This window comes from Mesorhizobium sp. M0029 (genome assembly GCF_040323735.1).
Taxonomy (GTDB): Bacteria; Pseudomonadota; Alphaproteobacteria; order Rhizobiales; family Rhizobiaceae; genus Mesorhizobium.
Genome location: NZ_JAMYVF010000007.1, coordinates 209678 through 233670, shown reverse-complemented (window position 1 = coordinate 233670; position 23993 = coordinate 209678). Strand labels below are relative to the sequence as shown.

Here is a 23993-nt window from a genome sequence, read left to right as displayed (position 1 = left end):
GAAGCGGCGGGAAAGGCAAAGGACGGAGACAATGACGATCAATCTGCAAAAGCCGGACATCACCGAGCTCAAGCCGCGGATCACCGTATTCGGTGTCGGCGGCGGCGGCGGCAATGCCGTCAACAACATGATCACCGCGGGCTTGCGCGGTGTCGAGTTCGTCGTGGCCAACACCGATGCACAGGCGCTGACCATGTCGAAGGCCGAGCGGCTGATCCAGCTCGGCGCGCATGTCACCGAGGGGCTCGGCGCCGGCTCGCAGCCTGAAGTGGGCCGTGCGGCGGCGGAAGAGTGCATCGATGAGATCATCGATCATCTCTCCAACACCCATATGTGCTTCGTCACCGCCGGTATGGGTGGCGGCACCGGAACCGGTGCGGCTCCCGTGGTTGCCCGCGCGGCGCGCGAACGGGGTATCCTCACCGTCGGCGTCGTCACCAAGCCGTTCCATTTCGAAGGCCAGCGCCGCATGAAGACGGCGGATCTCGGCATCGAGGAGCTGCAGAAATGTGTCGATACCCTGATCGTCATCCCCAACCAGAACCTGTTCCGGCTGGCCAATGACAAGACCACCTTTGCCGACGCCTTCGCCATGGCCGACCAGGTGCTCTACTCCGGTGTTGCCTGCATCACCGACCTGATGGTCAAGGAAGGTCTGATCAATCTCGACTTCGCCGACGTGCGTTCGGTGATGCGCGAAATGGGCAAGGCGATGATGGGCACCGGCGAAGCTTCGGGCGAGGGCCGCGCGATGGCCGCCGCCGAGGCGGCGATCGCCAATCCGTTGCTCGACGAGACCTCGATGAGGGGCGCCAAGGGCCTGCTGATCTCGATCACCGGCGGCCGCGACCTAACCCTGTTCGAAGTCGACGAGGCCGCGACCCGCATCCGCGAGGAAGTCGATCAGGACGCCAACATCATCCTCGGCGCCACCTTCGACGAGGAACTCGAAGGCGTCATCCGCGTCTCGGTGGTCGCCACCGGCATCGACAAATCGGCAGCTGAAATTGCCGCGGCGCCGATCTCGATCCGGGCCGTGCCGCCGCAGCAGAAGCCGGTCAGCCGCCCAGCGGCTCCGGGGGCGGAAGGCCGTCCGGCACCGGTCCAGCAGCAGACCTATGAGCAGCGCGCGGCCGATCCGGTGGCCGAGGCGATCCAGCTTGCCGAGGCCAATGCGGCGGCAATGGCTCGTCCGGCGCCGATGGCCCAGGCGGAAGATTTCCGCCCGCAGAGCAAGATCTTCCAGGCCCCGCCTGCCCAGCCGCAGCCTGTCGTGCAGCAGGTGACGCAACCGGCGCCGATGCGGGAAATGCCGCAGCCGGTGGCTGCCGCACCGCAGCGCATGCCGCGGGTGGAGGATTTTCCGCCTGTGGTGCGGGCCGAGGTGGAAGCCAAGGGCCGTCCGGCCGACCATGAAAACAGCGGGCCGATGGGGCTGCTCAAGCGGCTGACCAACGGGCTGACGCGCCGCGAAGAAGAGCCGGCCCGGTTGCAGCCGGCACAGCCGCGCGAACCGAAACTGCGCCAGGCGGCGCCGGAAATGCGCCGCCTTGCCAGCCAGGATCCGCAGCTTTACGCGCCGCGCCGCGGCCAGCTCGACGATCAGGGCCGGTTGACGCCGCAGACCAGGTCGACCCAGGAAGACGACCAGCTGGAGATACCGGCTTTCCTGCGCCGCCAGGCCAACTGAGCCGTTAACGGTATGTAACACTTGTTAACAGGCAGACGAGAGATTGTCTGCCTGTTAACATTTAAAGTGGTTTAATAACAAGGCGTTACGATGTGACACTCAAGGTCTGTCGCGGTTACACAGAGTAAGAAACCGTGATTTGGAGTCTCCCTGACAGACCATTATCTTTGCCGCAGCACTTTCGGTGTGCTGGGATTCGGGGAAGTGGCCCTGCCTGCCGATAAAAAAGAGCCGCGCCTTTTGGGTTAAAGCGGACTTAGGCGTTTGGGCTATGGGGTTTGTCTTGCAAGACTATCAGACGACACTGAAATCGCGTGCAACGCTGACCGGTACCGGCGTTCACAGCGGCAAACCGGTCACCGTCAATTTCCTCCCTGCGGACGCCGACACCGGCGTGCTCTTCCACCTTTCGAACGGAAGCGAGAGCCGCGAGTTCCGCGCGCTGGTTGCTGAAGTCGGCGCGACCGATCTCTGCACCATGCTCGGCGATCCGGCAGGCGAGCATATCGCCACCGTCGAACATCTGATGGCGACGCTTTTCGGGCTCGGCATCGACAACATCGTCATCGAGATCGACGGTCATGAGGTTCCGATCCTCGATGGCAGTGCGGTGGCGTTCGTGGAAGCCATCGACCAGGCCGGCATCGAGACGCTGGCGGTCAAGCGCCGCTACATCAGGGTGGTCAAGCCCGTCCGCATCGAGAATGGCGCGTCCTGGGCCGAGTTCAGGCCCTATAGCGGCACGCGCTTCGAGGTCGAGATCGATTTCGAAAGCCCGGCGATCGGCCGCCAGCTGTTCGCCTCCGACATCAACCCCGACATCTTTCGCCAGGATATCGCGCGCGCCCGCACCTTCGGCTTCATGAAGGATGTCGAGCGGCTGTGGGCGGCCGGCTATGCGCTGGGCTCCTCGCTGGAGAACTCGCTGGTGATCGGCGACGACAACCGGGTGATCAACATGGGCGGCCTGCGCTACCCCAATGAGTTCGCTCGCCACAAGACGATGGACGCGATGGGCGATCTGGCGCTGGCCGGCGCCCGTTTCATCGGTTGTTTCCGCTCCTATCGCGGCGGTCACCGGATGAATGCGGCTGCTTTGCGGCGGCTTCTGTCCGACCGTTCGGCCTTCGAGGTCGTCGAGACCACGCGCCGCGAGCGCGGCCGCACCGCCCAGATGAGCGCCGTCACCGGCCCTGTCTTTGCACCTTGGGTGATCTGATTCTTAACGTATTTCTGGCTTTCTGAACGCTGGCCGGTGTTGCACGGATGCATCACCGGCCGTGAAAGTGCATAGCTTTCCGGGCAACACCAAGCCGCCACAAAAATGTGCGATTGGCTAGACATAGCGTTGCTGGGCAAGGCAGTTATGGTTTATGGCTGCTGCCGTCTGTTAGGCGCATGTCGCTCAAAGGTGGGGATCAGTTTTGAGGGAACGCCATGCGAAAGGCATTGAACTAACGCCGAAAGGGCGCAATCCAATCATGTTCTTCAAGCGAGTTGGTCAATCGAAAGCGCCGTATCGGGCTGTTTTCCTGGCGCTTTCGGTGGTTGTGCCATCGCTGTTCCTCTCGGCCTGCATGTCGTCCGAGAAAGACGTCGACCTGTCGACCTATGTCGACCAGACCGAACCGGCCGACGTCCTTTACAATCAAGGCCTTGCCAATCTCAATGCCGGCCGCCTGGATGAGGCGAGCAAGAAGTTCGACGCCGTCGACCGCCAGCACCCCTATTCGGAATTCGCCCGCAAATCGATGGTGATGGGCGCCTTCGCCGACTATCGCGCCGGCCGTTATGACGAAGCGATCGGCTCGGCCAAGCGCTATCTCACGCTCTATCCGTCGACCGACGACGCGGCTTACGCCCAGTATATTATCGGGCTGAGCTACTACAAGCAGATCAAGGACGTCACCCAGGATCAGAAGGAAGCACGCCAGACCGTGCAGACGATGCAGGATCTGGTGACGCGCTGGCCGACGTCGGAATATGTCGACGACGCCAAGGAAAAGATCCGTTTCGCCAACGACCAGCTGGCCGGCAAAGAGATGCAGATCGGCCGCTATTATCTCGAGCGGCGCGAATACATTGCTGCCGTCAAGCGCTTCCGCAACGTGGTCGAGAACTATTCCAACACCCGCCATGTCGAAGAGGCGCTGGCGCGTCTGGCCGAAAGCTACTACGCGATGGGCTTGACCTCGGAAGCGCAAACCGCCGCTGCGGTGCTCGGCACCAATTATCCCGACAGCCAATGGTACAAGGATACCTACAAGCTGTTGCAGAGCAACGGGCTTGAGCCGCGCGAGAATGCCGGATCGTGGATATCCAAGGCCGGCAAGCTGATCACCGGCGCCTGACGCCCGAGCATCGACTGAGGCGGAACGCGCTTTTCGGATTGATCCGACGCTCAAACAAAAAGATAGTGCGGCGCTGCGACTCCATCGGTCGCATGCCGCTTCACAGCGGTTCAGTGGTTTGATTGAGGCGCTGAACCGTTCTAACTTTTTGTTCTACGCAATTCCGGACGGAAAACCGCTACGCACTTTTCCTGGAATTGCTTGAGGTCCGGGTTCTGATGCTTTCCAGACTGTCGATCCGCGATATCGTCCTGATCGAGAAGCTGGATATCGACTTCCAGCCCGGCCTTTCCGTGCTGACCGGTGAAACCGGCGCCGGCAAATCCATCCTTCTCGACGCGCTGTCGCTGGCGCTTGGCGCGCGCGGCGACGCCTCGCTGGTGCGGCACGGTGCTGCCCAGGGCCAGGTCATTGCCGTCTTCGATGTGCCGCGCAACCACCCGGTGCGCGCGCTGCTGGCCGAAAACGCCATCGAGGATGACGGCGACATCATCCTGCGCCGGCTGCAGACGGCGGATGGCCGTACCCGTGTCTTCGTCAACGACCAGCCGTCCAGCGTCACGCTGATGCGCGACATCGGCCACGCGCTGGTCGAGATCCACGGCCAGCATGACGAGCGCGCCCTGGTCGATCCCGGCGCGCATCGCGAATTGCTGGACAGTTTTGGCGGCCATCTCGGCGCCGCCCGCGCGACCGGCGAGGCGTGGCGCTACTGGCGCGGCGCCGAGCAGGAGTTTGCCAGGCACCGCGCCAAGGTCGAGGCAGCGGCGCGCGAGGCCGATTACCTCAGGGCCTCGGTGGCGGAACTGGCAAAGCTCGATCCGCAGCCCGGCGAAGAGACGCAACTGGCCGAATTGCGCGCCACGATGATGCGGGCCGAAAAGATCGCCTCGGAAATACACGATGCGCAGGATGTGCTGTCAGGCCCGTCCTCGCCACTGCCGCAATTGGCCAGTTTGCTCCGGCGCCTGCAGCGCAAGGCCAGCGAAGCGCCGGGCCTGCTCGAGGATGTGGTGAAGTCGCTGGATGAGGCGATGCTGTCGCTGGATGCCGCGCAATCGGGCGTCGAGGCGGCACTGCGCGCTACCGAATACGACCCGCAGCGGCTGGAGAAGGCGGAGGAGCGGCTGTTTTCGCTGCGTGCGGCCTCACGTAAGCACAGTGTGGCCGTCGACGATCTGGCGCAACTGCGCGACACCATGTTGGCCGACCTTGCCGATCTCGATGCCGGTGAGGGGCGCCTGCATGTCCTGGAAAAGCAGGCCGCGGCGGCGCGCGAGGCCTACGATATCTCCGCAGCCCAGCTGTCCTCGCTTCGCCATGCCGCGGCGGTCGGGCTGACCAAGGCTGTCATGGCCGAGCTGCCAGCGCTGAAGCTCGAACGGGCCGAGTTCATCGTCGAACTGGCCAGCGATGGCGAAAACCGCACGGAAGAGGGCATCGACCAGGTCGAGTTCTGGGTGCGCACCAATCCCGGTACCAGGCCCGGCCCGATGATGAAGGTCGCTTCCGGCGGCGAGCTGTCGCGCTTCCTGCTGGCGCTCAAGGTGGCGCTGGCCGACCGTGGCTCGGCGCCGACATTGGTCTTCGACGAGATCGACACCGGCGTCGGCGGCGCCGTGGCCGATGCGATCGGCCAAAGGCTGGCCAGGCTGTCGAAGCGCGTGCAGGTGCTGTCGGTCACGCATGCTCCGCAAGTGGCGGCGCGCGCGGCAACGCATTTCCTGATTTCCAAATCCGGTGGCACCGACAGGGTCGCCACCGGCATTGCCGAGATGGACCGGGCGGCGCGCCAGGAAGAGATTGCGCGCATGCTGGCCGGCGCCACCATCACCGAAGAGGCGCGCGCAGCCGCGGAACGGCTGCTGCGCGAGAATATTGCTGCAGCGTAGTCGTCGCAAGGCTTTCGGACTGAGTCAGGATATGGCTCCATCCCGCTGTTCAGGAATGCTATTTCCGAAATCCTGATTTATGGTGTCGCGCCACTCTCCAGGACCGCTGCATGTCTGAAAAACCAGTCGAATCGTTGAGCGAAAGCGAAGCCGCGGATGAGCTCCAGCGGCTGGCCGAGGAGATCGCCGGTCATGACAGGCGCTATCATGCCGAGGACGCGCCGACGATTACGGACGCGGAATATGACGCGCTGCGGCGGCGCAATCTTGCCATCGAGGAGCGCTTTCCCGGTCTGGTGCGCGAGGATTCGCCCTCGCTGCGGGTCGGCGCCGCGCCGGCGGAAGGCTTTGCCAAAGTGCGCCATGCGGTGCCGATGCTCAGCCTCGCCAAGGCCTACACAGACGAGGACGTCACCGATTTCATCGAGCGTGGCCGGCGCTTCTTCGACCGCGACAAGGATCTCGACATCGCGTTTACGGCCGAACCGAAGATCGACGGCCTGTCGGCGTCGCTGCGCTATGAACGCGGTGTGTTCGTGCAGGGTGCTACGCGCGGCGACGGCACTGTCGGCGAGGATATTACCGCCAATCTCAGGACCATCGCCGACATCCCCGCCAAGCTGGAAGGATCGGGCTGGCCCGAGACCATCGAGATCCGCGGCGAGGTCTACATGACCTATGCGGAATTCGAGGCACTGAAGGTACGCTCGGCGGCGGTGGGCGGCCAGGACTATGTCAATCCGCGCAACACGGCAGCGGGCTCCTTGCGACAGAAGGATGCGTCCGTCACCGCCAGCCGCAATCTTAAATTTTTTGCCTATGCCTGGGGCTACACGACAGCGGATCCGGCGCCGACCCAATATGATTCGGTGCAGAAATTCGCCGAATGGGGGTTCAAGGTCAGCCCGCTGATGGTGCGGGCGAAGTCTGTCGAGGAGTTGATCGCGCACTACCACAAGATCGAGGAGCTGCGTTCGTCGCTCGGCTACGACATCGACGGTGTCGTCTACAAGGTCGACCAGCTGGAATTGCAGCGTCGCTGGGGCTTTGTCACCGGCGAGCCGCGCTGGGCCGTTGCGCACAAATTCCCGGCCGAACAGGCGATGACGACGGTGCAGAAGATCGACATCCAGGTCGGCCGTACCGGTACGCTGGCGCCGGTGGCGCGGCTAGCGCCGGTCACGGTCGGCGGCGTGGTGGTCGAAAACGTCACGCTGCACAATGAGGACTACATCAAGGGTTTTGACAGCAACGGCTTGCCGATTCGCGACGGCATCGATGTCCGCATCGGTGACACGGTTGTCATACAACGGGCGGGCGATGTCATTCCGCAGATCGTCAGCGTCGTCGTCGACAAGCGGCCGGCTGATGCGGTGCCTTACGAATTCCCGCACATTTGTCCGGTCTGCGGCTCGCCGGCGACGCGCGAAATCAACGAGAAGACCGGCAAGGAGGATTCGCGCCGGCGCTGCACCGGCGAGCTGATCTGCGCCGCGCAGGCCGTGGAGCGGCTGCGTCATTTCGTGTCGCGCGGCGCGCTCGACATCGAGGGGCTGGGCGCCGAGAATATCGACCTGTTCTTCAATTCGGGACTGGTCAAGACCGCCGCCGATATCTTCACCCTCAGGGATCGCCGCCCGGCCGTCACCAGGGCGCTGGCCGAGCGGCGCGAGGAGCAGGCTAGGCAGCGCGAGGCGGCATCGGGCAAGGCGCGCAAGAATGTGCGCGGTGTCGAGAACCGCAATTATGAAGGCCTCGACAAGCTGTTCGCGGCCATCGATTCGCGCCGCGAGCCGGAGCTCGACCGCTTCATCTTCGCACTCGGCATCCGCCATATCGGCGAAACGACGGCGGCCGTGCTTGCCCGGACGTTTTCGACCATCGAGGAGCTGATCCGCGTCGGCAAGGAAACGGCGGCGGCTGAGGATCCGCACAGCGTCTTCCCCTCCATCAACGGCATTGGCGACACGGTGATCGACGCGTTGCGCGATTTCTTCGGCAATGAACGCAATGACGACGTGCTCGACAGACTGCTCGAACAGGTCAAGCCGAAGCCGTATGTCGTCACCGTGTCGACCGACAGCGAGGTTGCCGGCAAGACCATCGTCTTCACCGGCACGCTGGAAAAGATGACACGCTCCGAAGCCAAGGCGATGGCCGAACGGCTGGGCGCCAAGGTGGCGGGTTCGGTGTCGGCGAAGACCGATCTGCTGGTGGCCGGGCCGGGCGCTGGCTCCAAACTGAAGCAGGCCAGCGAACTCGGCGTCGAAGTCATCGACGAGGACACATGGCTGCAACGGGTCGGCAAGGCATGACCGCCGGTTCGTTCAAAGGGTTCGGGCAAAAGGCCATACCGTTCCTCAAGGCGCTCGACTTCCACCAGAGCCGCGAATGGTTCCAGGAAAACCGCGCGCTTTACGACAGCGAGTTGCATGAGCCGTTCTGCGATCTGGTCGAGACGCTGACCGAGCGCTTCGCGGCGGCGGGTCTGGGCTTGCGCGGAGACCGCAAGAAGTCACTGTTTCGCATCAACCGCGACGTGCGCTTCGCCAAGGACAAGCGGCCCTACAACCAGCATTTGTCGGCCATGCTGTCGCCGGATGGCACCAAGATGGAGCAGGGCGTGTTCTTCGTCTATGTCGGGATCGACCGCTGCTTTGCCGATGTCGCCTGGTGGAATCCGGAGCCGTCCCTGCTGCTGGCGATGCGCAAGGCGATCGTCGCCCGGCCGGCCGAGTTCCGAAAACTGCTCTCAACGCTGAAGAAAAACGGCTTCGAACTTGAAACCGAGGGCCGCATGAAGCGCACGCCGCGCGGCTTCGAGCAGGTCAACGAACCCGATCTTGTCGACGCCATCCGCAACCGGCACTTCTATGTCCAGCACATGATCGATCCGGCTGGAATTCACGCGCCGACGCTGGTCGACGAGCTTGTCGATTTCGCCTTGCGCGCCAAGCCGCTGCTTGACTGGGGCAGGGCGATCCAGGGCACGGCACCGCGGAGCTAAATCAGCCCGGCGCACTGCACGGCTACATCCGCATCAAAAGACCGCCGTCGACTGCCAGTTCGATGCCGGTGATGTAGCTTGCCGCATCGGAAAGCAGGAATAGCGCGGCATTGGCCATGTCCTGCGGCGTGCCGATCCGGCCGAGCGGCGCATAATTGGCAACGGCCGCGCGTTTCTCTTCGGTGTCCCAGCGCGCCTGCAGCGGCGTCAACGCCATTCCCGGGCAGATCGAATTGGAGCGGATGCCATCGCCCGCCAACTGCATGGCGAGCGACTTCGACAGCGCACAGACGCCGGCCTTCGATGCCTGGTAGGCATCCTGCGGGGTCGGATCGCCGCGATACCACTGGATGGTGGAGAAGTGCACCATGGCGCCGCCGCGTCCGCCGGCCCGCATATGCGGAACCACCGCCCGCGCGGTGTGGACGAAGGATTTCAGATTGATGTTGAAGACCTGATCCCAGACATCAAGGTCCATCTCGAGGGCCGACTTGTCGCGGCCGAACCAGAGCACGCCTGCGACATTGGCGAGATAATCGATGCCGCCGCGCTTGCGGCCCGCGGCGTTGATGGTCTGCTCGACAAAGGCGGCGTCGGTGAGGTCGCCCTGGGCAAAGGTGAGCCGGTCGTCATAGGCGGCAAGCGACGCCGGACGCGGCTTGACGTCGATGGCGGTGACCGAGGCGCCGGCCTCGAGCAGCGCCAGCGAGATCGCCTCGCCCATACCGCCACCGGCGCCGGTGACGACCGCGTGCCTGCCGGTGAAATCATAAGCGATCATCCGAACCCCTCATTTTTTACAACATCAGTTTCGCTGATTTGTTGGCTCAAGCGAATTCGTCTGACTTTTCAAACGCCGGCTCCTACATAGCAGCGCGAGATGGGAATGTGACATGTCGGCAGAGACCTTAAGCGAAAATTCCGTGGCCAGCGAATTCTGGGACGGCGTGCGGCTGTCGATGCCGGTGGTTGTCGCCGCGGCGCCATTTGGGCTGCTGTTCGGCGCCATCGCCGTCGACAACGGCTTTTCCGTTCTCGAAGCTTTTTTAATGAGCGCGCTGATCTTCGGCGGCGCCAGCCAGATGGTAGGCATCGAATTGTTCGGCCAGCATGTCGCGCCATGGCTGGTCGTGCTGTCGATCTTCGCGGTGAATTTCCGCCACGTGCTTTACTCCGCCAGCATCGGCCGGCGAATCGCGCACTGGCCGGTTATCAGCCAAGCGCTGGGCTATTTCGTGCTCACCGATCCGCAGTTCGCGGTGGCCGAGCGCAGGGCCGAAGCCGGCGAGACCGTTGGCTTTGCCTGGTATATGGGCCTTGGCCTGCCGGTCTATGTGTTCTGGGGGATCGAAAGCGCGCTGGGCGCGGTGTTCGGCAAGCTGATCCCCGACACGCATGCGCTGGGCATCGATTTCCTGCTGCCGATCTATTTCCTCGGGCTGGTCATGGGCTTTCGCAACCGGCCACTGTGGCTGCCGGTGGTGATCGCCAGCGCCGCGGCGTCGATCATTGCCTACAAAACTGTGGGATCGCCATGGCACGTCTCCATCGGCGCCGTTGCAGGCGTGCTTCTGGCCGTCATCCTGCCGCCGCACCATAGCGGTGTGGAGGCAAAACGATGAGCGCGACCTTGTGGATCATCATTGCCGGCGCGATCGCCACCTATCTCACCCGCGTCGGCGGCCATCTGGTGATCTCGCGCTTCGACCACATCCATCCACGCGTCGAGGCGGGTTTGAATGCCGTGCCGGCCGCGGTGTTGACGACGCTGGTGGCGCCCGCCGCACTTAGCGCCGGACCGGCGGAATGGGCGGCGCTGGTCGTCGCCGCTGTGGTCTCGCTGCGCGGCGGCCTGATGGCGATGTTTCTGGCCGGGGCGGTGGTGCTGATCCTAGCGCGGCAGTTTGTGGCATAGGGCGCCTGCCGGGCAGAACAGTTTCGAACGGTCGGCGCCGCCCCTCATTGCCCTGCCGGGCGTTCGTCACTCGAAAAGCCAAGCAATTGGCTTTTCGTCCGCTTCGCGGACCGCTCCTCACCTCCCCGTATAGTGACGGGGAGAAAGAAGCTCATTTCAGATCTTGGCGTCGTGCGGCAGCGGCGCTGTTGCCTTCTCCAGCCAGGCCAGCGTCTCGCCGTCGAGCATCGGGCTGATCTCGGCCAGCACCCAGGCATGGTAAGTATCCAGCCAGTGCAACTCCTCGCGCGTCAGCAGGTCGGTGCGGATCAGCCTGATATCGATCGGCGCCAGTGTCAGCGTCTCGAAACCGTGCATGGCGATGTCGCCGCCTTCAACTTGTTCGGCCGGCGCCACCAGGATCAGGTTCTCGATGCGGATGCCGTAGGAGCCCTCCTTGTAATAGCCGGGCTCGTTGGAGAGCATCATGCCGGCCAGCAGCTTTTCGGTGCCGGTGCGGGCGATGCGCTGCGGCCCTTCATGCACGGCCAGATACGAGCCGACGCCGTGGCCGGTGCCGTGGGCAAAGTCGCAGCCATGCTTCCACAGCGCCATGCGCGCCACCGCGTCGATTTCCGAGCCGCGCGTGCCGGCGGGAAAGCGCAGCGTGGAAATGCCGATCATGCCCTTCAACACCAGCGTGAAGCGCTCGCGCATCTCCTCGGTCGGCTGGCCGATCGGCACGGTGCGGGTGATGTCGGTGGTGCCATCCTGATACTGGGCACCGGAATCGAGCAGGAACAGCTCGCCCTTTGCCAGCTCGCGGTTGGTGGCGCGCGACACGCGGTAGTGCATGATGGCGCCGTTCGGACCGCTGCCGGAAATGGTGTCGAAGGAGACATCGCGCAGCGGCATCTGCGTTTCCTCGCCGGTCTGCCGGCGCACCTCCTCCAGCTTGGTGACAACGGTTATTTCGTCGAGCGTGCCCGGCTTCTGCCGTTCCAGCCAGCACAGCAGTTTCGCCACCGCCGCCCCGTCTCGGCGGTGCGCGGCGCGGCTGCCGGCGATTTCCGCCTGGTTCTTGGTGGCGCGCGGAATGCGGGCGGGATCGGCCGCTGAAACAAATGCGCCGCCATTGTCCTCGACCAGCATTCTCAGCTTCTCCGCCGCCAGCACCGGGTCGAGCGCGATCTTGGCGCCGCCCTTGGCAAGGGTAACGACCGCCGCCTCGAATTCGCCGGGCTCGTGCAGATCGGCGAGTTGGGTGAGATAGGCGGCGACCGTGCGCGAAAACTTGCGCTGGTCCATGAACAGCTGGTGCTTGCCGTCGGCGGCAAGGATCGCGAAGCCGAGCGCCAGCGGCGTGTGCGGCACGTCACCGCCACGGATGTTGAAGGCCCAGGCGATCGAGGAGGGGTCGGTGAGCACGGCGTGCGTCGCGCCCTCCTTGCCGATTGCCGCCACCAGCCGCGCCAGCTTGTCCTTGGCGAGTTCCCCGGCAAAGCCGATCGGGTGGATTTCGACCGGCGCCACGGGCGGCGCCGGCTGATCCTTCCAGATGATGTCGATCGGGTTCCTGTCGAGCGGCACCAGCGTCGCGCCGGATTGCTCGGCCGAGGTTTTCAGCGCCTTGACCTCAGCGATCGTGTGCAGCCACGGGTCGAAGCCAAGCCTGGCGCCCTTGCCGAGATTGTCCTTGATCCAGGAGGCCGGCGGGTTGTCGACGAGACTCTCGATCGCAAAAATGTCGAGATCGACCTCGTGGCGCACTTGCAAGGTATAGCGGCCATCGACGAACATGAAGGCGCGGTCACGCTGCACAAGTGCTACGCCGGCCGAGCCGCTGAATCCGGTCAACCATTTCAGCCGCGCCGAGCGATCGGCGACATACTCGCCCTGGTGCTCGTCGGCGCGCGGCACCAGGAAACCGTCGAGGCCATTCTCCGCCAGCCATCGCCGCAGCAACGTCACGCGCGGCTTGCCGACGCTGGGGTCGCCTGCGGAATCGAAGGTCTGGAACATGGTATGCCTCCTGTATCGGGCGCGACCGTAGCGCATGACCAGGAAAACCGGAATCGATTTTCGCCAATCGCAACAGGCTCGGATTGGTCCAAAGCGCGTTGCGTCTCAGTGCTTCAGGTGGATCGTCACCCAGCCTTCGCGATGCAAGGTCCTGACATGCCGGAAATTCTGGCCGACATAGGCCGAGATCACCGCATTGCACTGGCGCTCGAGGATGCCGGACAACACGATCGAGCCGCCGAGGCTGATGTGCCTGGCCATCTCAGGCGCCAGCCGCATCAGCGGCCGCGCCAATATGTTGGCGACGATGAGGTCGAAAGGCGCCCGCTTGCCGAAGATCGGGTGGTGGAAGCCGGGCGCCGTCACCGTTTCAACCAGCGCCTTGACGTGGTTGAGGCGGGCGTTGGCGGCGGCGACCCTGACGGCGATCGGATCGATGTCGGTCGCCAGCACCGGAATATGCGCCAGCTTGGCGACCGCGATCGCGAGCACCGCGCTGCCGGTGCCGAGGTCGAGGGCATTCCTGGGACGTTCGCGGCGCACGACCCGTTCCAGCATTTCGAGGCAGCCGGCAGTGGTGCCGTGATGGCCGGTGCCGAAGGCAAGGCCGGCCTCGATCTCGATGGCGAGTTCGCCGCTGTGGCGCTTCCGGCGGTCATGCGCGCCATGGACGAAGAAACGTCCGGCGCGCACCGGCTTCAGTCCCTCCAGCGAGCGCGCCACCCAATCGATGTCGGGCAGAACCTCGCGCTCGATCGGCTTCGACAGGGACAGTCCGGCAAGGCTGTCCCTTAGCCGCGCCTCAACCGCGTCGACATTGCCGTCGGTGTAGAGCGAAACCTCATAGATGTCGCGGTCTTCATCGACTTCGAGCACGGCGATCGGCAGGCCTTCATCCTCGAAAGCCGGTTCGAGCGCGGCAAAGATGCGGTCGGCCTCGATCTTCCCAGCGATGAAGTGGAGCCTGGTCTGACCCATCAGCTGGTCTCTTGTTTGAGCATGATCTCTGGACAACACTTTTCTGTCCGAGAAAACCGGATTCCACATTTCGGGATCATGCCTAGCCTGCCGCCAGCCGCTTCAGCTTGGCGATCGCGGTATCGGCGCTTTCGCCATAGGCTATGGTGCCCGAAAACTCGCCCTTGGCGTTGAGCAGCAGCGCGGAGGCGGTGTGGTCCATCGTGTAATCGCCGTCGCCGGTGTCGACCTTCTTCCAGTAGATGTTGAAGGACTTCGCCATGGCGTGCACCTTGTCGGGATCGCCCGATATGCCGACGATGCGGTCGGAGAAATTGCTGACGTAAGTGTTCATCACCGGCGGCGTGTCGCGCTCTGGATCGACGGTAACGAAGTAGGCGTTGAGGTTCTTGCCGTCGTCGCCCAGCGTCTTCAGCCAGCCGGCCATTTCGAACAAAGTGGTCGGGCAGACTTCCGGGCAATGGGTGAAGCCGAAGAAGACGATGCTGGGTTTTCCCCGGAAGGCGGCTTCGGTGATTGGCGCGCCTTTCTGGTCGACCAGCGTGAATGGCGCACCATACGGCTCGCCACCATAATGGCCGCGATAGAAGTCAAAGGTGAGCCAGCCGATGCCCGCCGCCATCAGAACCAGAATGCCGACCAGAATTGAACGCATCATCAGGAAGTGTCCGTCGCAGAAATCGAGCGCCGGATCGGCGCTCCTGTTGGCGAGCAGTCTTAGCCGGTCGCAGGGAGCAAGGCAAAGATGCCGCGTTGCCGCAACCGGGCTGGACGCTACCTTGCAAACAGCTGGCCCTTATCCCACCTGAGACCGGCAAACCGAACCTGAGGAGGCTCCCTTGCAAAGACGGACTGGGCAGAGACGGATTGGGCAGAAACTGATCGGCGGCGCGCTGGCCGCATGCATTGCCCTTGGCGCCGGTGCCGCCGCGGCAGAGGAGGTCGGCAAGGTCGGCGTCGATTGGGTCGGCAACGACATCATCGTCGAGGCGATCAAGGACCCCAAGATCGACGGCGTGACCTGCCATGTCTCCTATTTCGACCGCAGCGTCATCGACCGCTTGCACAAGGGCAACTGGTTCGAGGATCCGTCTGATTCCTCGATCTCCTGCCGCCAGACCGGGCCGATCACCATCGGCGACATCGACATGAGCGAGGGCGGCGAAGAGGTGTTCAAGCAAGGCATCAGCCTGATCTGGAAGAAGCAGGTGGTGAACCGCATCTACGACAAGAAGAACGAGACGCTGATCTATCTCTCGCATTCGCGCCAGGTGCAGGACGGCTCGGCGAAAATGTCGGTGACGACCGTGCCGCTGTTCAGCCAGAACGTGGTGTGGACCGGCGGCAAGCCGAAATAGCGGATTCTCCGGGCGCAACGCGACAATTGCTTCCGCAATTGTGCGGGGGTAAATCCGCCAGATGGACCGTACCGAAAACCTCGTCCTGAAAGATCCCGAGCCGCGCATCCATCCGACCGCGGAGCTCAAAGCGTGCAAGCTTGGCCGCTATGCCTCGATCGGCGAACGGGTGGTGCTGCGCGAGGTCAGTGTCGGCGATTTCTCCTATTTCGAGCGCCACGCCGAGGCGATCTACACGACGATCGGAAAATTCTGCTCGATCGCCGCCAACAGCCGCATCAATGCGCTGGAGCATCCGATCGAGCGGATCACGCAGCACAAGCTCAGCTACCGGCCGAACGAGTATTTCCGCTGGCTGGGCGTCGACGCGGCGTTCCGCGCGCGGCGGCAGGCCAAGGCGGTCAGCATCGGCAACGATGTCTGGATCGGCCATGGCGCCGTCATCATGCCCGGCATCAGCATCGGCAATGGCGCCATCGTCGGCGCCAATGCGGTGGTGACGCGGAATGTACCGGCCTACGCAATCGTCGCCGGCGTACCGGCGAAGCCGTTGCGCATGCGCTTTCCCTCCGAGATCGCGGCGCGGATCGAAAGCCTTGCCTGGTGGGACTGGCCGCCGGAGAAACTCGCCAAAGCGGTTCCCGACATGCAGGCTTTGCCGATTGAGGATTTCCTCGATCGCTGGGAGCAAGAGCATTCCTGAGAGCTCGCCGCGCGTGCGCGGTTTCATCGACTGGCTGGCCGAAATCCTGGCGCCAAAATTCTGAACGGCACGTGTCGGGAAGAGTTCCGCCGGTCTGCGGCAACGCAACGAACCCCTTCCGCCATGCGGGGGTGGCGCAGCGGAAGGGGCTTGGAGACAAATCCGCCGTGAAGCGGAACGAACAGGTTTTGGCCTGCAGGGCGACTATGGCAACAAACCGATAAGGCGGCTTTTCACGGCGCTGCGCCTTTGGCGTGCATTCAATTGCATCAAGGATGCCATCTGCGACAGGGAACCGGAAGCGGCTGCCGGTTGTTTATTGTTGGAGCGATGAATGCGGCCTTGGTCAGCTCATCGCGCTTTGACCCGTTGAGGATGTGAATGATCGAAAAGCTGTTTACCAGAATCGCCAACACCGTTTCGCACTTGGCGGGCCTGCCGCCGACTTTCATCGCCTGCTGCGCCATCGTTATCGTCTGGGCGGTAAGCGGGCCATTCTTCGGCTTTTCCGATACGTGGCAGCTCGTCATCAACACGGGAACGACGATCATCACCTTTCTGATGGTGTTCCTGATCCAGAACACCCAGAACCGCGACGGCGCCGCGGTTCAGGCCAAGCTCGACGAACTGATCCGCGTCAGCGAGGGCCACAATCATTTCATCGGCATCGAGCACCTGACCGAATCCGAGGTCGAGGAGATCAGAGACAAATGCGAGCGGGCGGCAAAACGCCATGACCACGAGCTCGCCGAACTCGCGGCCAAGAAGGCCGTCGCGCAAAAGCGCACCGCGAAAAAACGCGCGCACGCCTGAGTCTCGGCTTTGGCTGAGTTCGACGATCAGTTTCCCATAAAGGCCGCGAAAGCGTCCTTATGGTCGGGGTGCCAGCGCGAGAGAGCAGGCCGGTTCTCGATGATGTCGCCGATCGCCCAGGCCATGCGCTTTTCATCGGTCGGGCGCATCACCTCATTGTCGGGGCAGAGGATGTAGAAGTCCCCACGCGCCAGCGAAGCCAGCATGAAGTCGACCACCTGCTCGCCGGTCCAGGCGCCAGCCGGTTTTTCGACCGCTCCTTCGGTGAGGCCAGTGAAGGTGAAGCCGGGAATGAGAAGATGCGCCGCGACCTTCGCGCCCGGCTCGTTGCGCAATGCGTGCGCCAAGCCTTCGGTGAACGTCTTCAACGCCGATTTGGAGACGTTGTAGGCGAGATTGCCGGGTGGCGTGGTGATGCCTTGCTTGGAGCCGGTGTTGATGATCAGGCCCGGCTCTCCGGAGGCCAGCATGGCCGGCGCAAAGGCCTCGACGCCATGTACGACGCCCCAGAAATTGATGTCGATCAGCCGCTTCCAGGCGTCGCCGTTCTCCCACGGTTTTCCCGGATTGTTGCCGACGCCGGCATTGTTCATCAGCAGCGATACGGCGCCGAAAGCGGCATGCGTCTTTTCTGCCAGCCGGCCGAGTTCGTCGGCCTTCGATACGTCGGTGGCGACGGCAAGCACGGCATTCTCGCCGGCGATCGCGGCGACTGCCTGGCGGGCCGCATCGAGGCGCGCGCCGCCAATGTCGGCCAGCACCAGTCTCATGCCCATAGCCGCCAGCCTTTTGGCAGCGGCAAGCCCGATGCCGCTGGCGCCCCCGGTGATGACGGCGACGTTGCCTCGGCTGAGGGCGGGCAAAGCGGACTGGATTTCGGCGTCGGAGGTCATGATCTTTTTCCTAGGGTTCGGGTGGCGCCGAACTTAGCGCGGGACGCGCATCGTGCAAGGCCGTCCCGCGTGTTCGGGTTGACCGCATCAACGGCGGCTGTGCATGCTGCGGCTGAACAGGAGACTGCCGATTGACCGACTGGGTTGCGATCCTGAAGGAGCAGACCGCCACCGGCGACCAGATGGGCCGCGAGGTGCCACAGATGCTTGCCAATCCGGACATAAGCGAAGCACAGGTGAAGACCTTGTTTTCGGCACTCGAAAAACAGGCCGAGTTCGTCGAGAAATTGCGCATGGCGCTGGAAAAATTCGGCCATGATTTTTCGATCATCAAGGCGGCCGAGCGGCTGGAGGAGCGCTATGCCGACCTGGCCGCGTCGGTTGCCGAAAAGCTGAAGGCGATGCGCAAGTAGAGGCGTCCTACGCTACTTTTCCAGCACCCGCGAAAAACGCGTGTCCGGCACGAACCAGACGGCGGCCACCAGCACGAAGATCGCAACGCCGATCCATTGGTTGACGAAGGCAAGCGGGACGGCGGCGGCGTAGAGGGCCACCGAGATCTTGCCCTTGCGGTCATTGCCCAGCGCCTTGGCGAAGGCGGTGTCGTTGCCGTGCAAATGGTGCAGCTTGGTGGCGAGAAAGGTGTAGGCGACCGCGCACAGCACCAGGTCGATGCCATAGACGGCGACGGGGACCGGCGCGAAATGGTTCTCGCCCATGAAGGCCGTCGTTGCCGGCATCAGCGACAACCAGAACAGAAGGTTGAGGTTGGCCCACAGCACGCGGCCGTCGACCCTTTGGACGGTGTGGAACATGTTGTGCAGATTGTTCCAGTAGATACCGACGTTGATGAACGACAAGACATAGCTGAAAAAGATCGGCCACAGCGGCAGAAGCGCTGAAAAATCCTCGCCATGCGGCACTTTCAGCTCCAGCACCATGATGGTGATGATGATGGCGACGACGCCATCGGTGAATGCCTCGACTCTGCCTTTTCCCATGGATTCTCCCTCTCGATGGAAAGACGTTAAGGGAGGATTTCGGGCAAGACCATCCTGACAAGGTTGTCAGGATGAAGTTCGGCGCGTGGAACGGCCGTCCTTACATGGACGTTGGGGCGCAATTGGGCGTTGGGCGATTGGCCGGAGGTTGCCATGACCAGCTATGCCGAGACCATAACGCGCGACAATGGACTCGATGGCCGGCCCGCGATGGCCGCGGTTGCCGCCATGATCGCCGCGCTGTTCGCCGGCAGCACGGTGCTGACGCCGCTTTACGTCATCTACAAGCAGGCCTTCGGTTTCTCGCAGATCACGCTGACGCTGGTCTACGCTGTCTATGTCGTCGGCAATCTCGGCGCATTGCTGATGTTCGGGCGCTTGTCCGACGGCATTGGCCGCCGTCCAGCGGCGCTGGCGTCGATGGCCATAGCGGTGGTCAGCGCGGTGGTGTTCCTGCTGGCCGAGAATGTTGCATGGCTCGATGTCGCCCGCATATTGAGCGGCCTTGGCATCGGCGTCGGCGCGGGAACCGGCACGGCCTGGCTTGCCGAATTGATCGAAGGTAAGGACAAATCGCGCGCGGCAATCATCGCCACCAGCACCAACTTCGTTGGCCTTGGCCTCGGCGCGCTGGCATCGGGCCTGCTCGCCGAATATGCGCCCTGGCCGTTGAGACTAACGTTTGCGGTCTATCTTGTCTTGCTGGTGGTGGTGACGCTGCTGATCTGGCGTACCCGCGAAACCGTGTCCCGGCCGGGCAGGCTGACCGACGTTTCGTTGCGGCCACGGCTATCGGTGCCGAGCGATATCCGCGCTGCCTTCGTGGCGCCGGCGGTCACCGGTTTCGGCGCCATGGCGCTGGTCGGCTTCTATGCAGCCCTGGCGCCGAGCATCCTGGCGCAGCAGCTGCATGTGGCCAACCATGCCGAGGCCGGCGCGCTGTTCTTCGAACTGTCGATCGTTGCGGCCGCGACCATTCTGGCCACGACCCGACTGTCCAGTCGCGCCGGCATGCTGGCCGCGCTGGCGCTGATGATCCCTGCGGTGGGGCTGGTGGTTGCGGCGCAGTTTTTCGCCTCGATGTCGCTGATGATTGCCGCCACCGCTCTGTGCGGCGTGGCGGCTGCGCTCGGGTATCGCGGCGGCCTGCAGGTGGTGAACCAGATCGCACCTGCCGAGCGTCGCGCCGAATTGGTGTCGGCATTCTTCATCTGCTGCTTCTGCGGCAATGCGCTGCCGGTGATCGGCATTGGGCTGCTGTCGAGTTGGGCCACTCCGACGACGGCAAGCCTGGCCTTCGCCGGCATGATCACGCTGTTCTCGGTCGTAGCGTTGGGGTTCGGCGTCAAATATGCACGCTGAGCCTCACCCGTTTGGCGTCCCGGCCATGTTTGCCCGTCCGCGCGGGATGCCGAGGCCGGTGTCGGGCGGCTCGCCGGCGGCCGGCCGGTCCTCGATCATGTGCATGGTGCGCCAGCGGCCGAAGCGATAATAGGCGGCGGCCAGCAGCAGCGAGGTGATCGATCCCGCCGGAAAACTCCACCATAGCGCTTCCTCGCCGATGTAGGTCCTGAAGAAGTAGGCAAAGCCGGTACGCACGACCAGCACGGAAATCACCAGAATGATCAGCGGCGGCATCACGGCACCGGTGGCGCGCACGGTGGCGAACAGCACGATGGTGACGCCGAACAGGATGAACGACCAGGACGCCACCTTGTTGATGTGGGCTGCAATGTCGATTGCGGTGCTGTCGCCGCTGAGGAACAGGCCGAGCACCGGCCTGTCGAAGAGGAACAGCAGCGCCACCAGGGCGCCGGTGAGCACCAGGTTGAAGCCGACGCCGGACGCCGCGATGCGACCGATGCGGTCCCAGCGCCCGGCGCCGACATTCTGGGCCGCCATCGACGAGACTGCGGCTCCGATCGCCAGTGCAGGCATCTGGATATAGGTCCACAGCTGCGCCGCGATGCCGTAGGCGGCGGCGACCTGCGAGCCGTAGGAGTTGACGATGCCCATCACGGTCAGCGCCGCCGCCGAAATGACGATCATCTGCAGGCCCATCGGCACGCCCTTGAAGACGACGATCCTGAGCAGCGCCGGATCCGGCCGCAGCAGAGCGAGGTTCGCGCCGGCGAGCCGCAACGGATGCTTTCTGGCATAAAGCACGACGAGGATGGCGATCACGCTCACCGTCTGGCCGATCAGCGTCGAGGTGGCGGAGCCGGCGATGCCGAGTTCGGGGAAGGGGCCGATGCCGCGAATGAGCAGCGGATTGAGGATGATGTCGAGCACGACCGCGAGCGCCATGAAGAAGAATGGCGTGCGCGAATCACCCGCACCGCGCAGCACCGTCATGACGAAGGACAGAAGGTTCATCATCGGCACGGCGACGAAGATGATACGCAGATAGGAGCGCGCCAGCGGCAGCGCATCGGGCGGGGTGCCCAGTGTGTTGAGGATGGCGTCGACCCAGATCCAGCCGCAGACGGCGAAGATAGCCGAGACGAGGAAGAAGAAGCTGGCGCTGGTGCCGACGATGCGCCGCGCCTCGGGCAGGTCGCGGGCGCCGACCGATTGCGCCACCAGGATGGTCGCGGCCATGCCGATGCCGAACACGGTGCCGAGAATCAGGAACAGCACCAGATTGGCGTTGGAGGTGGCGGTCAGCGCCGATTCACCGAGGAAGCGGCCGACCCAGACGGCGTTGATCGAACCGTTGAGCGATTGCAGCACATTGGAGCCGAGCACCGGCAGAGCGAACAAAAGCAGCGTGCGCGGAATCGGGCCGCTGGTCAGGTCGCCGGTGCGCCGGCGCGGTGGTATTTTTTCGTCCATGGGCTGTTCGGCGAAGGTTCATCTCAAAGTCCGCCCGGCAATGATCGCCGATTTGACGGACAAGGTCGATGCGGCATTGGAACATGCCACCTGGCGGTTTCACGCTAATCAGTTCTCAAAACATTCGGAATGGGATATGGGTCGTCGCCGCGTGGGGTCGCATATCCTGTTGGATGTGATGAATAGGCTGGGGGGATCATGTCCGACAATCCGCTTTTTTCCGAGCGCCTGAATAGGCGCGCGTTTCTGGGAGCATCCGCTTTGGGTGCCGCTGCCATGGCACTTTCGGCCTGCACAACCACTGATGTGGCAGTACCGCCGACGCCGGCGCCGGCACCCGCACCCGAGCCCGCTTTCGGCGATGCCGCCACCATGTATTCGGCGCGCGTCGATGAGGGCTTTTCATTGCCGGCAATCCCCGTCGCCAAGCTCGATCCGAAATTCGTGCGCCAGATCGTGGACGATCCGACCGGCGAAAAACCCGGCACGATCGTCGTCGATACATCCGAGCATTTTCTCTATCTGGTGCGCGACGGCGGCAAGGCAATGCGCTATGGCGTCAGCCTCGGCAAGGCCGGGTTTGGCTGGACCGGCAGCGCCGTGATCCAGGCGCGCAAGAAATGGCCGGTGTGGACGCCGCCGCCCGAAATGATCCAGCGCCGGCCGGAACTGGCGAAATACAAGGACGGCATGCCGCCCGGACCGCAGAGCCCGCTCGGTGCGCGCGCGCTCTATCTGTTCCGCGACGGCAAGGACACGATGTACCGGCTGCACGGCACGCCGGAATGGGATTCCATCGGCAAGAACGCGTCGTCAGGCTGCGTGCGCTTCATGAACCAGGACATCATCGACCTCTACAGCCGGGTCAACGGCGTAGCCCAGGTCTATGTGCGCCCGAACCTGTCGGCCGCGGGCAAGATCATGGCTGTGTCGAGCCGGACCGCCGAGCCGATCGATGCCGGCGTGCCAAGGGATGCGGAGATTTTGAAATAGGTGCCTTCACGGCATCGCTGATCGCCGACAAACGGTTAGAGGCGGACGCGCCGAGCGCGTCCGCTTTCCGTATACGGCTACTTCTTGGCGAGGCCCGGAAGCGTGACCTGATAGACCAGGAACATGGTATCGACATCGGCGCCGTCTTCGGCCTTGTAGGGCGCGCCGACCTGAAAACCGTCATGGGTGAGAAAGTCGTTGTCGTTGCCGACGAACAGGAAATAGTCGTCGGGCAGCGCCGGATCGAGCACGCTGACCACCGACATTGCTTCCCACTTCTCCGACAGATTGTTCTTGTCGTTGGGCTTGCCGTCATGCAGGCCGAAACGGCCGAGTTCCTTGTTGTCGTTGATGTCGATGAACGGCGTCAGCTTGGCCGGGGTCACCGAGGGGTCGAGCACGCCCTTGGGCGCCAGCGGCTTGTCGGCGGCATCGAAGGCGCCGCCGGCAATGTCGGTGGCGCCAGAGACGTCGACGACGAAAATCTGGCGCAGCAGCGAAGTATCGCCCTTCACCCCCTGGCCGTTTCCGCTGTCGCGCGCCAGCATCAGGAAGGTCTTGTCGGACAGCGCCACGATTTCGCTCTGCGCGGCGACCTTGGTCTTGTCCTTGGCGTCCTTGAACACCGGCAGCGGCACGGCATATTCATGCACCAGCTTGAGATGGGCCGGGTCGGAGGCGTCGTAGACCAGCGCGCGGGTGTTCTGGCGCGTCGCGGGCGAATCGCCGCCATCCTGGCGGGGCGCCGACTGCAGCACAGTGATCAGCGACTTGCCGTCCGGCGTCAGCGCCATGCCTTCGAGGCCTTGATTGTTCTGGCGGCCGGTTTCGGGATCCTTCGGATCGGGTTCGGCTGCACCGGGGCCTGGATTGTCGGAGGCGAAGTTCGGCCCGCCCTTGCGCATCGGCACCAAAGCGGCCGGCGGCTGCGTTGCCGACAACAGATGGCCGTCGGCCGAGAAGCGGTAGATGTTGGGGCCGTATTCGTCAGAGATGAACATGGTGCCGTCGGGCAGCCGCGCGATCGCCTCATTGTCGAGCGCCAGCTTGCCATTGGCCTCGGGCAGGATCGGCAGGTCGCCATTGGCCGCGCGCACGCCGTTGAGCGGATCGAGGCCGGTGGCGTCAGCGCCCTTGTCGTCGGTGAGGAGCAGGGAATCGGCAAGCGTCGCCTTGACGCCTGTCTGTTCCTGGCCGGAGGTGGGCGTGGCGCCTAGTGCTACCGGCGTGAACTCGATGCGAATAGTGTTGAGGCGCGGCCGGTAATCGGTGGTGCCGACGACATTGTAGCCACGGTCCGGCAGCAACCAGAGCGAGCCCTTGTAGCCGTCCGCGCCACGGGTCCAGCTTGCGGCGTCGATGGACATGCCGGAGCCGGAGCCGAAGGTCTCGCCGAACTTGTCCTTCTGATCGGCCGGGATGCGGCCGACGCCGACCAGGCCCTTGTTGACGAAGCCACCAACGGTGACTGTGCTGTCGGCAAGGGCAGGGGTCAGGGCGGTAAACAGCGCCAGCGCGGCGCCGAGCGACACGGTTCGGTGCGAGATTTTCATGGAGATCCTC

The 23993-nt window shown here is 63.7% G+C and carries 22 protein-coding genes; 14 read left to right on the top strand and 8 right to left on the bottom strand.

Features of this window, described 5'->3' with window-relative positions:
* Positions 1–31: 31 nt before the first annotated feature.
* The 6 genes from ftsZ to NKJ76_RS14855 all read left to right on the top strand — a co-directional run bounded on the left by ftsZ (position 32) and on the right by NKJ76_RS14855 (position 8940).
* Positions 32–1690: a cell division protein FtsZ gene (gene ftsZ / locus NKJ76_RS14880; RefSeq protein WP_352537748.1), complete on the top strand. Its 1659-nt coding sequence runs from the start codon at positions 32–34 to the stop codon at positions 1688–1690.
* 271 nt (positions 1691–1961) lie between these two features.
* A complete protein-coding gene (lpxC, locus tag NKJ76_RS14875) occupies positions 1962–2909 on the top strand; it encodes a UDP-3-O-acyl-N-acetylglucosamine deacetylase (protein ID WP_352537747.1) in 948 nt (315 codons plus the stop codon).
* A gap of 262 nt (positions 2910–3171) precedes the next feature.
* Positions 3172–4041, top strand: coding sequence for an outer membrane protein assembly factor BamD (locus NKJ76_RS14870; protein ID WP_023668284.1), 870 nt, complete (start codon positions 3172–3174; stop codon positions 4039–4041).
* A 218-nt stretch (positions 4042–4259) separates the two neighbouring features.
* Positions 4260–5933, top strand: coding sequence for a DNA repair protein RecN (gene recN / locus NKJ76_RS14865; RefSeq protein ID WP_352537746.1), 1674 nt, complete (start codon positions 4260–4262; stop codon positions 5931–5933).
* 110 nt (positions 5934–6043) lie between these two features.
* Positions 6044–8248: an NAD-dependent DNA ligase LigA gene (ligA, locus tag NKJ76_RS14860; RefSeq protein ID WP_352522172.1), complete on the top strand. Its 2205-nt coding sequence runs from the start codon at positions 6044–6046 to the stop codon at positions 8246–8248.
* Positions 8245–8940 carry a DUF2461 domain-containing protein gene (locus NKJ76_RS14855; RefSeq protein WP_023682130.1) on the top strand — a complete coding sequence of 232 codons (696 nt, stop codon included), beginning with the start codon at positions 8245–8247 and terminating at the stop codon, positions 8938–8940. The genes ligA and NKJ76_RS14855 overlap by 4 nt, the downstream gene beginning before the upstream one ends.
* Positions 8941–8962: 22 nt before the next feature.
* Here NKJ76_RS14855 and NKJ76_RS14850 read toward each other — a convergent pair whose 3' ends face one another.
* Positions 8963–9721 carry an SDR family NAD(P)-dependent oxidoreductase gene (locus tag NKJ76_RS14850; protein WP_023688040.1) on the bottom strand — a complete coding sequence of 253 codons (759 nt, stop codon included), beginning with the start codon at positions 9719–9721 and terminating at the stop codon, positions 8963–8965.
* Positions 9722–9833: 112 nt separating this feature from the next.
* On the opposite strand from NKJ76_RS14850, the gene NKJ76_RS14845 reads away from it, so the two are divergent.
* Entirely contained in the window at positions 9834–10562 is a 729-nt protein-coding gene (locus NKJ76_RS14845; protein WP_023804334.1) for an AzlC family ABC transporter permease, read from the top strand.
* Complete coding sequence (locus NKJ76_RS14840; protein ID WP_023690882.1) at positions 10559–10855, top strand: AzlD family protein; 297 nt, start codon at positions 10559–10561, stop codon at positions 10853–10855. Before NKJ76_RS14845 ends, NKJ76_RS14840 begins: the two co-directional genes overlap by 4 nt.
* Positions 10856–11011: 156 nt before the next feature.
* Here the strand turns inward: NKJ76_RS14840 and NKJ76_RS14835 are convergent, their stop codons facing one another.
* The 3 genes from NKJ76_RS14835 to NKJ76_RS14825 form a co-directional block, all read right to left on the bottom strand.
* Positions 11012–12856: an aminopeptidase P family protein gene (locus NKJ76_RS14835; protein WP_352537745.1), complete on the bottom strand. Its 1845-nt coding sequence runs from the start codon at positions 12854–12856 to the stop codon at positions 11012–11014.
* 105 nt (positions 12857–12961) lie between these two features.
* A complete protein-coding gene (locus NKJ76_RS14830) occupies positions 12962–13834 on the bottom strand; it encodes a 50S ribosomal protein L11 methyltransferase (RefSeq protein ID WP_023682125.1) in 873 nt (290 codons plus the stop codon).
* An 82-nt stretch (positions 13835–13916) separates the two neighbouring features.
* A complete protein-coding gene (locus tag NKJ76_RS14825; RefSeq protein ID WP_023697009.1) occupies positions 13917–14492 on the bottom strand; it encodes an SCO family protein in 576 nt (191 codons plus the stop codon).
* A gap of 181 nt (positions 14493–14673) precedes the next feature.
* Here NKJ76_RS14825 and NKJ76_RS14820 point away from each other — a divergent pair, with 181 nt between their 5' ends.
* The 3 genes from NKJ76_RS14820 to NKJ76_RS14810 all read left to right on the top strand — a co-directional run bounded on the left by NKJ76_RS14820 (position 14674) and on the right by NKJ76_RS14810 (position 16708).
* Positions 14674–15192, top strand: coding sequence for a CreA family protein (locus NKJ76_RS14820; RefSeq protein WP_031204048.1), 519 nt, complete (start codon positions 14674–14676; stop codon positions 15190–15192).
* A gap of 61 nt (positions 15193–15253) precedes the next feature.
* Positions 15254–15895: a DapH/DapD/GlmU-related protein gene (locus NKJ76_RS14815; RefSeq protein ID WP_352537744.1), complete on the top strand. Its 642-nt coding sequence runs from the start codon at positions 15254–15256 to the stop codon at positions 15893–15895.
* A 381-nt stretch (positions 15896–16276) separates the two neighbouring features.
* Positions 16277–16708: a low affinity iron permease family protein gene (locus tag NKJ76_RS14810; protein WP_352537743.1), complete on the top strand. Its 432-nt coding sequence runs from the start codon at positions 16277–16279 to the stop codon at positions 16706–16708.
* A 26-nt stretch (positions 16709–16734) separates the two neighbouring features.
* Here the strand turns inward: NKJ76_RS14810 and NKJ76_RS14805 are convergent, their stop codons facing one another.
* Entirely contained in the window at positions 16735–17601 is an 867-nt protein-coding gene (locus tag NKJ76_RS14805) for an SDR family NAD(P)-dependent oxidoreductase (RefSeq protein ID WP_023682121.1), read from the bottom strand.
* A 131-nt stretch (positions 17602–17732) separates the two neighbouring features.
* Here NKJ76_RS14805 and NKJ76_RS14800 point away from each other — a divergent pair, with 131 nt between their 5' ends.
* Positions 17733–18014 carry a hypothetical protein gene (locus NKJ76_RS14800; protein ID WP_023668298.1) on the top strand — a complete coding sequence of 94 codons (282 nt, stop codon included), beginning with the start codon at positions 17733–17735 and terminating at the stop codon, positions 18012–18014.
* Positions 18015–18026: 12 nt separating this feature from the next.
* Here the strand turns inward: NKJ76_RS14800 and NKJ76_RS14795 are convergent, their stop codons facing one another.
* Complete coding sequence (locus tag NKJ76_RS14795) at positions 18027–18602, bottom strand: TMEM175 family protein (RefSeq protein WP_023682120.1); 576 nt, start codon at positions 18600–18602, stop codon at positions 18027–18029.
* 153 nt (positions 18603–18755) lie between these two features.
* On the opposite strand from NKJ76_RS14795, the gene NKJ76_RS14790 reads away from it, so the two are divergent.
* Positions 18756–19964 carry an MFS transporter gene (locus tag NKJ76_RS14790; RefSeq protein WP_352537742.1) on the top strand — a complete coding sequence of 403 codons (1209 nt, stop codon included), beginning with the start codon at positions 18756–18758 and terminating at the stop codon, positions 19962–19964.
* A gap of 3 nt (positions 19965–19967) precedes the next feature.
* Here NKJ76_RS14790 and NKJ76_RS14785 read toward each other — a convergent pair whose 3' ends face one another.
* Complete coding sequence (locus tag NKJ76_RS14785; RefSeq protein WP_352537741.1) at positions 19968–21437, bottom strand: MATE family efflux transporter; 1470 nt, start codon at positions 21435–21437, stop codon at positions 19968–19970.
* A 198-nt stretch (positions 21438–21635) separates the two neighbouring features.
* Here NKJ76_RS14785 and NKJ76_RS14780 point away from each other — a divergent pair, with 198 nt between their 5' ends.
* Positions 21636–22430, top strand: coding sequence for a L,D-transpeptidase (locus NKJ76_RS14780; RefSeq protein WP_023705536.1), 795 nt, complete (start codon positions 21636–21638; stop codon positions 22428–22430).
* A 77-nt stretch (positions 22431–22507) separates the two neighbouring features.
* On the opposite strand, the gene NKJ76_RS14775 is transcribed toward NKJ76_RS14780, so the two are convergent.
* Entirely contained in the window at positions 22508–23983 is a 1476-nt protein-coding gene (locus NKJ76_RS14775; protein ID WP_352537740.1) for an esterase-like activity of phytase family protein, read from the bottom strand.
* Positions 23984–23993: the final 10 nt, after the last annotated feature.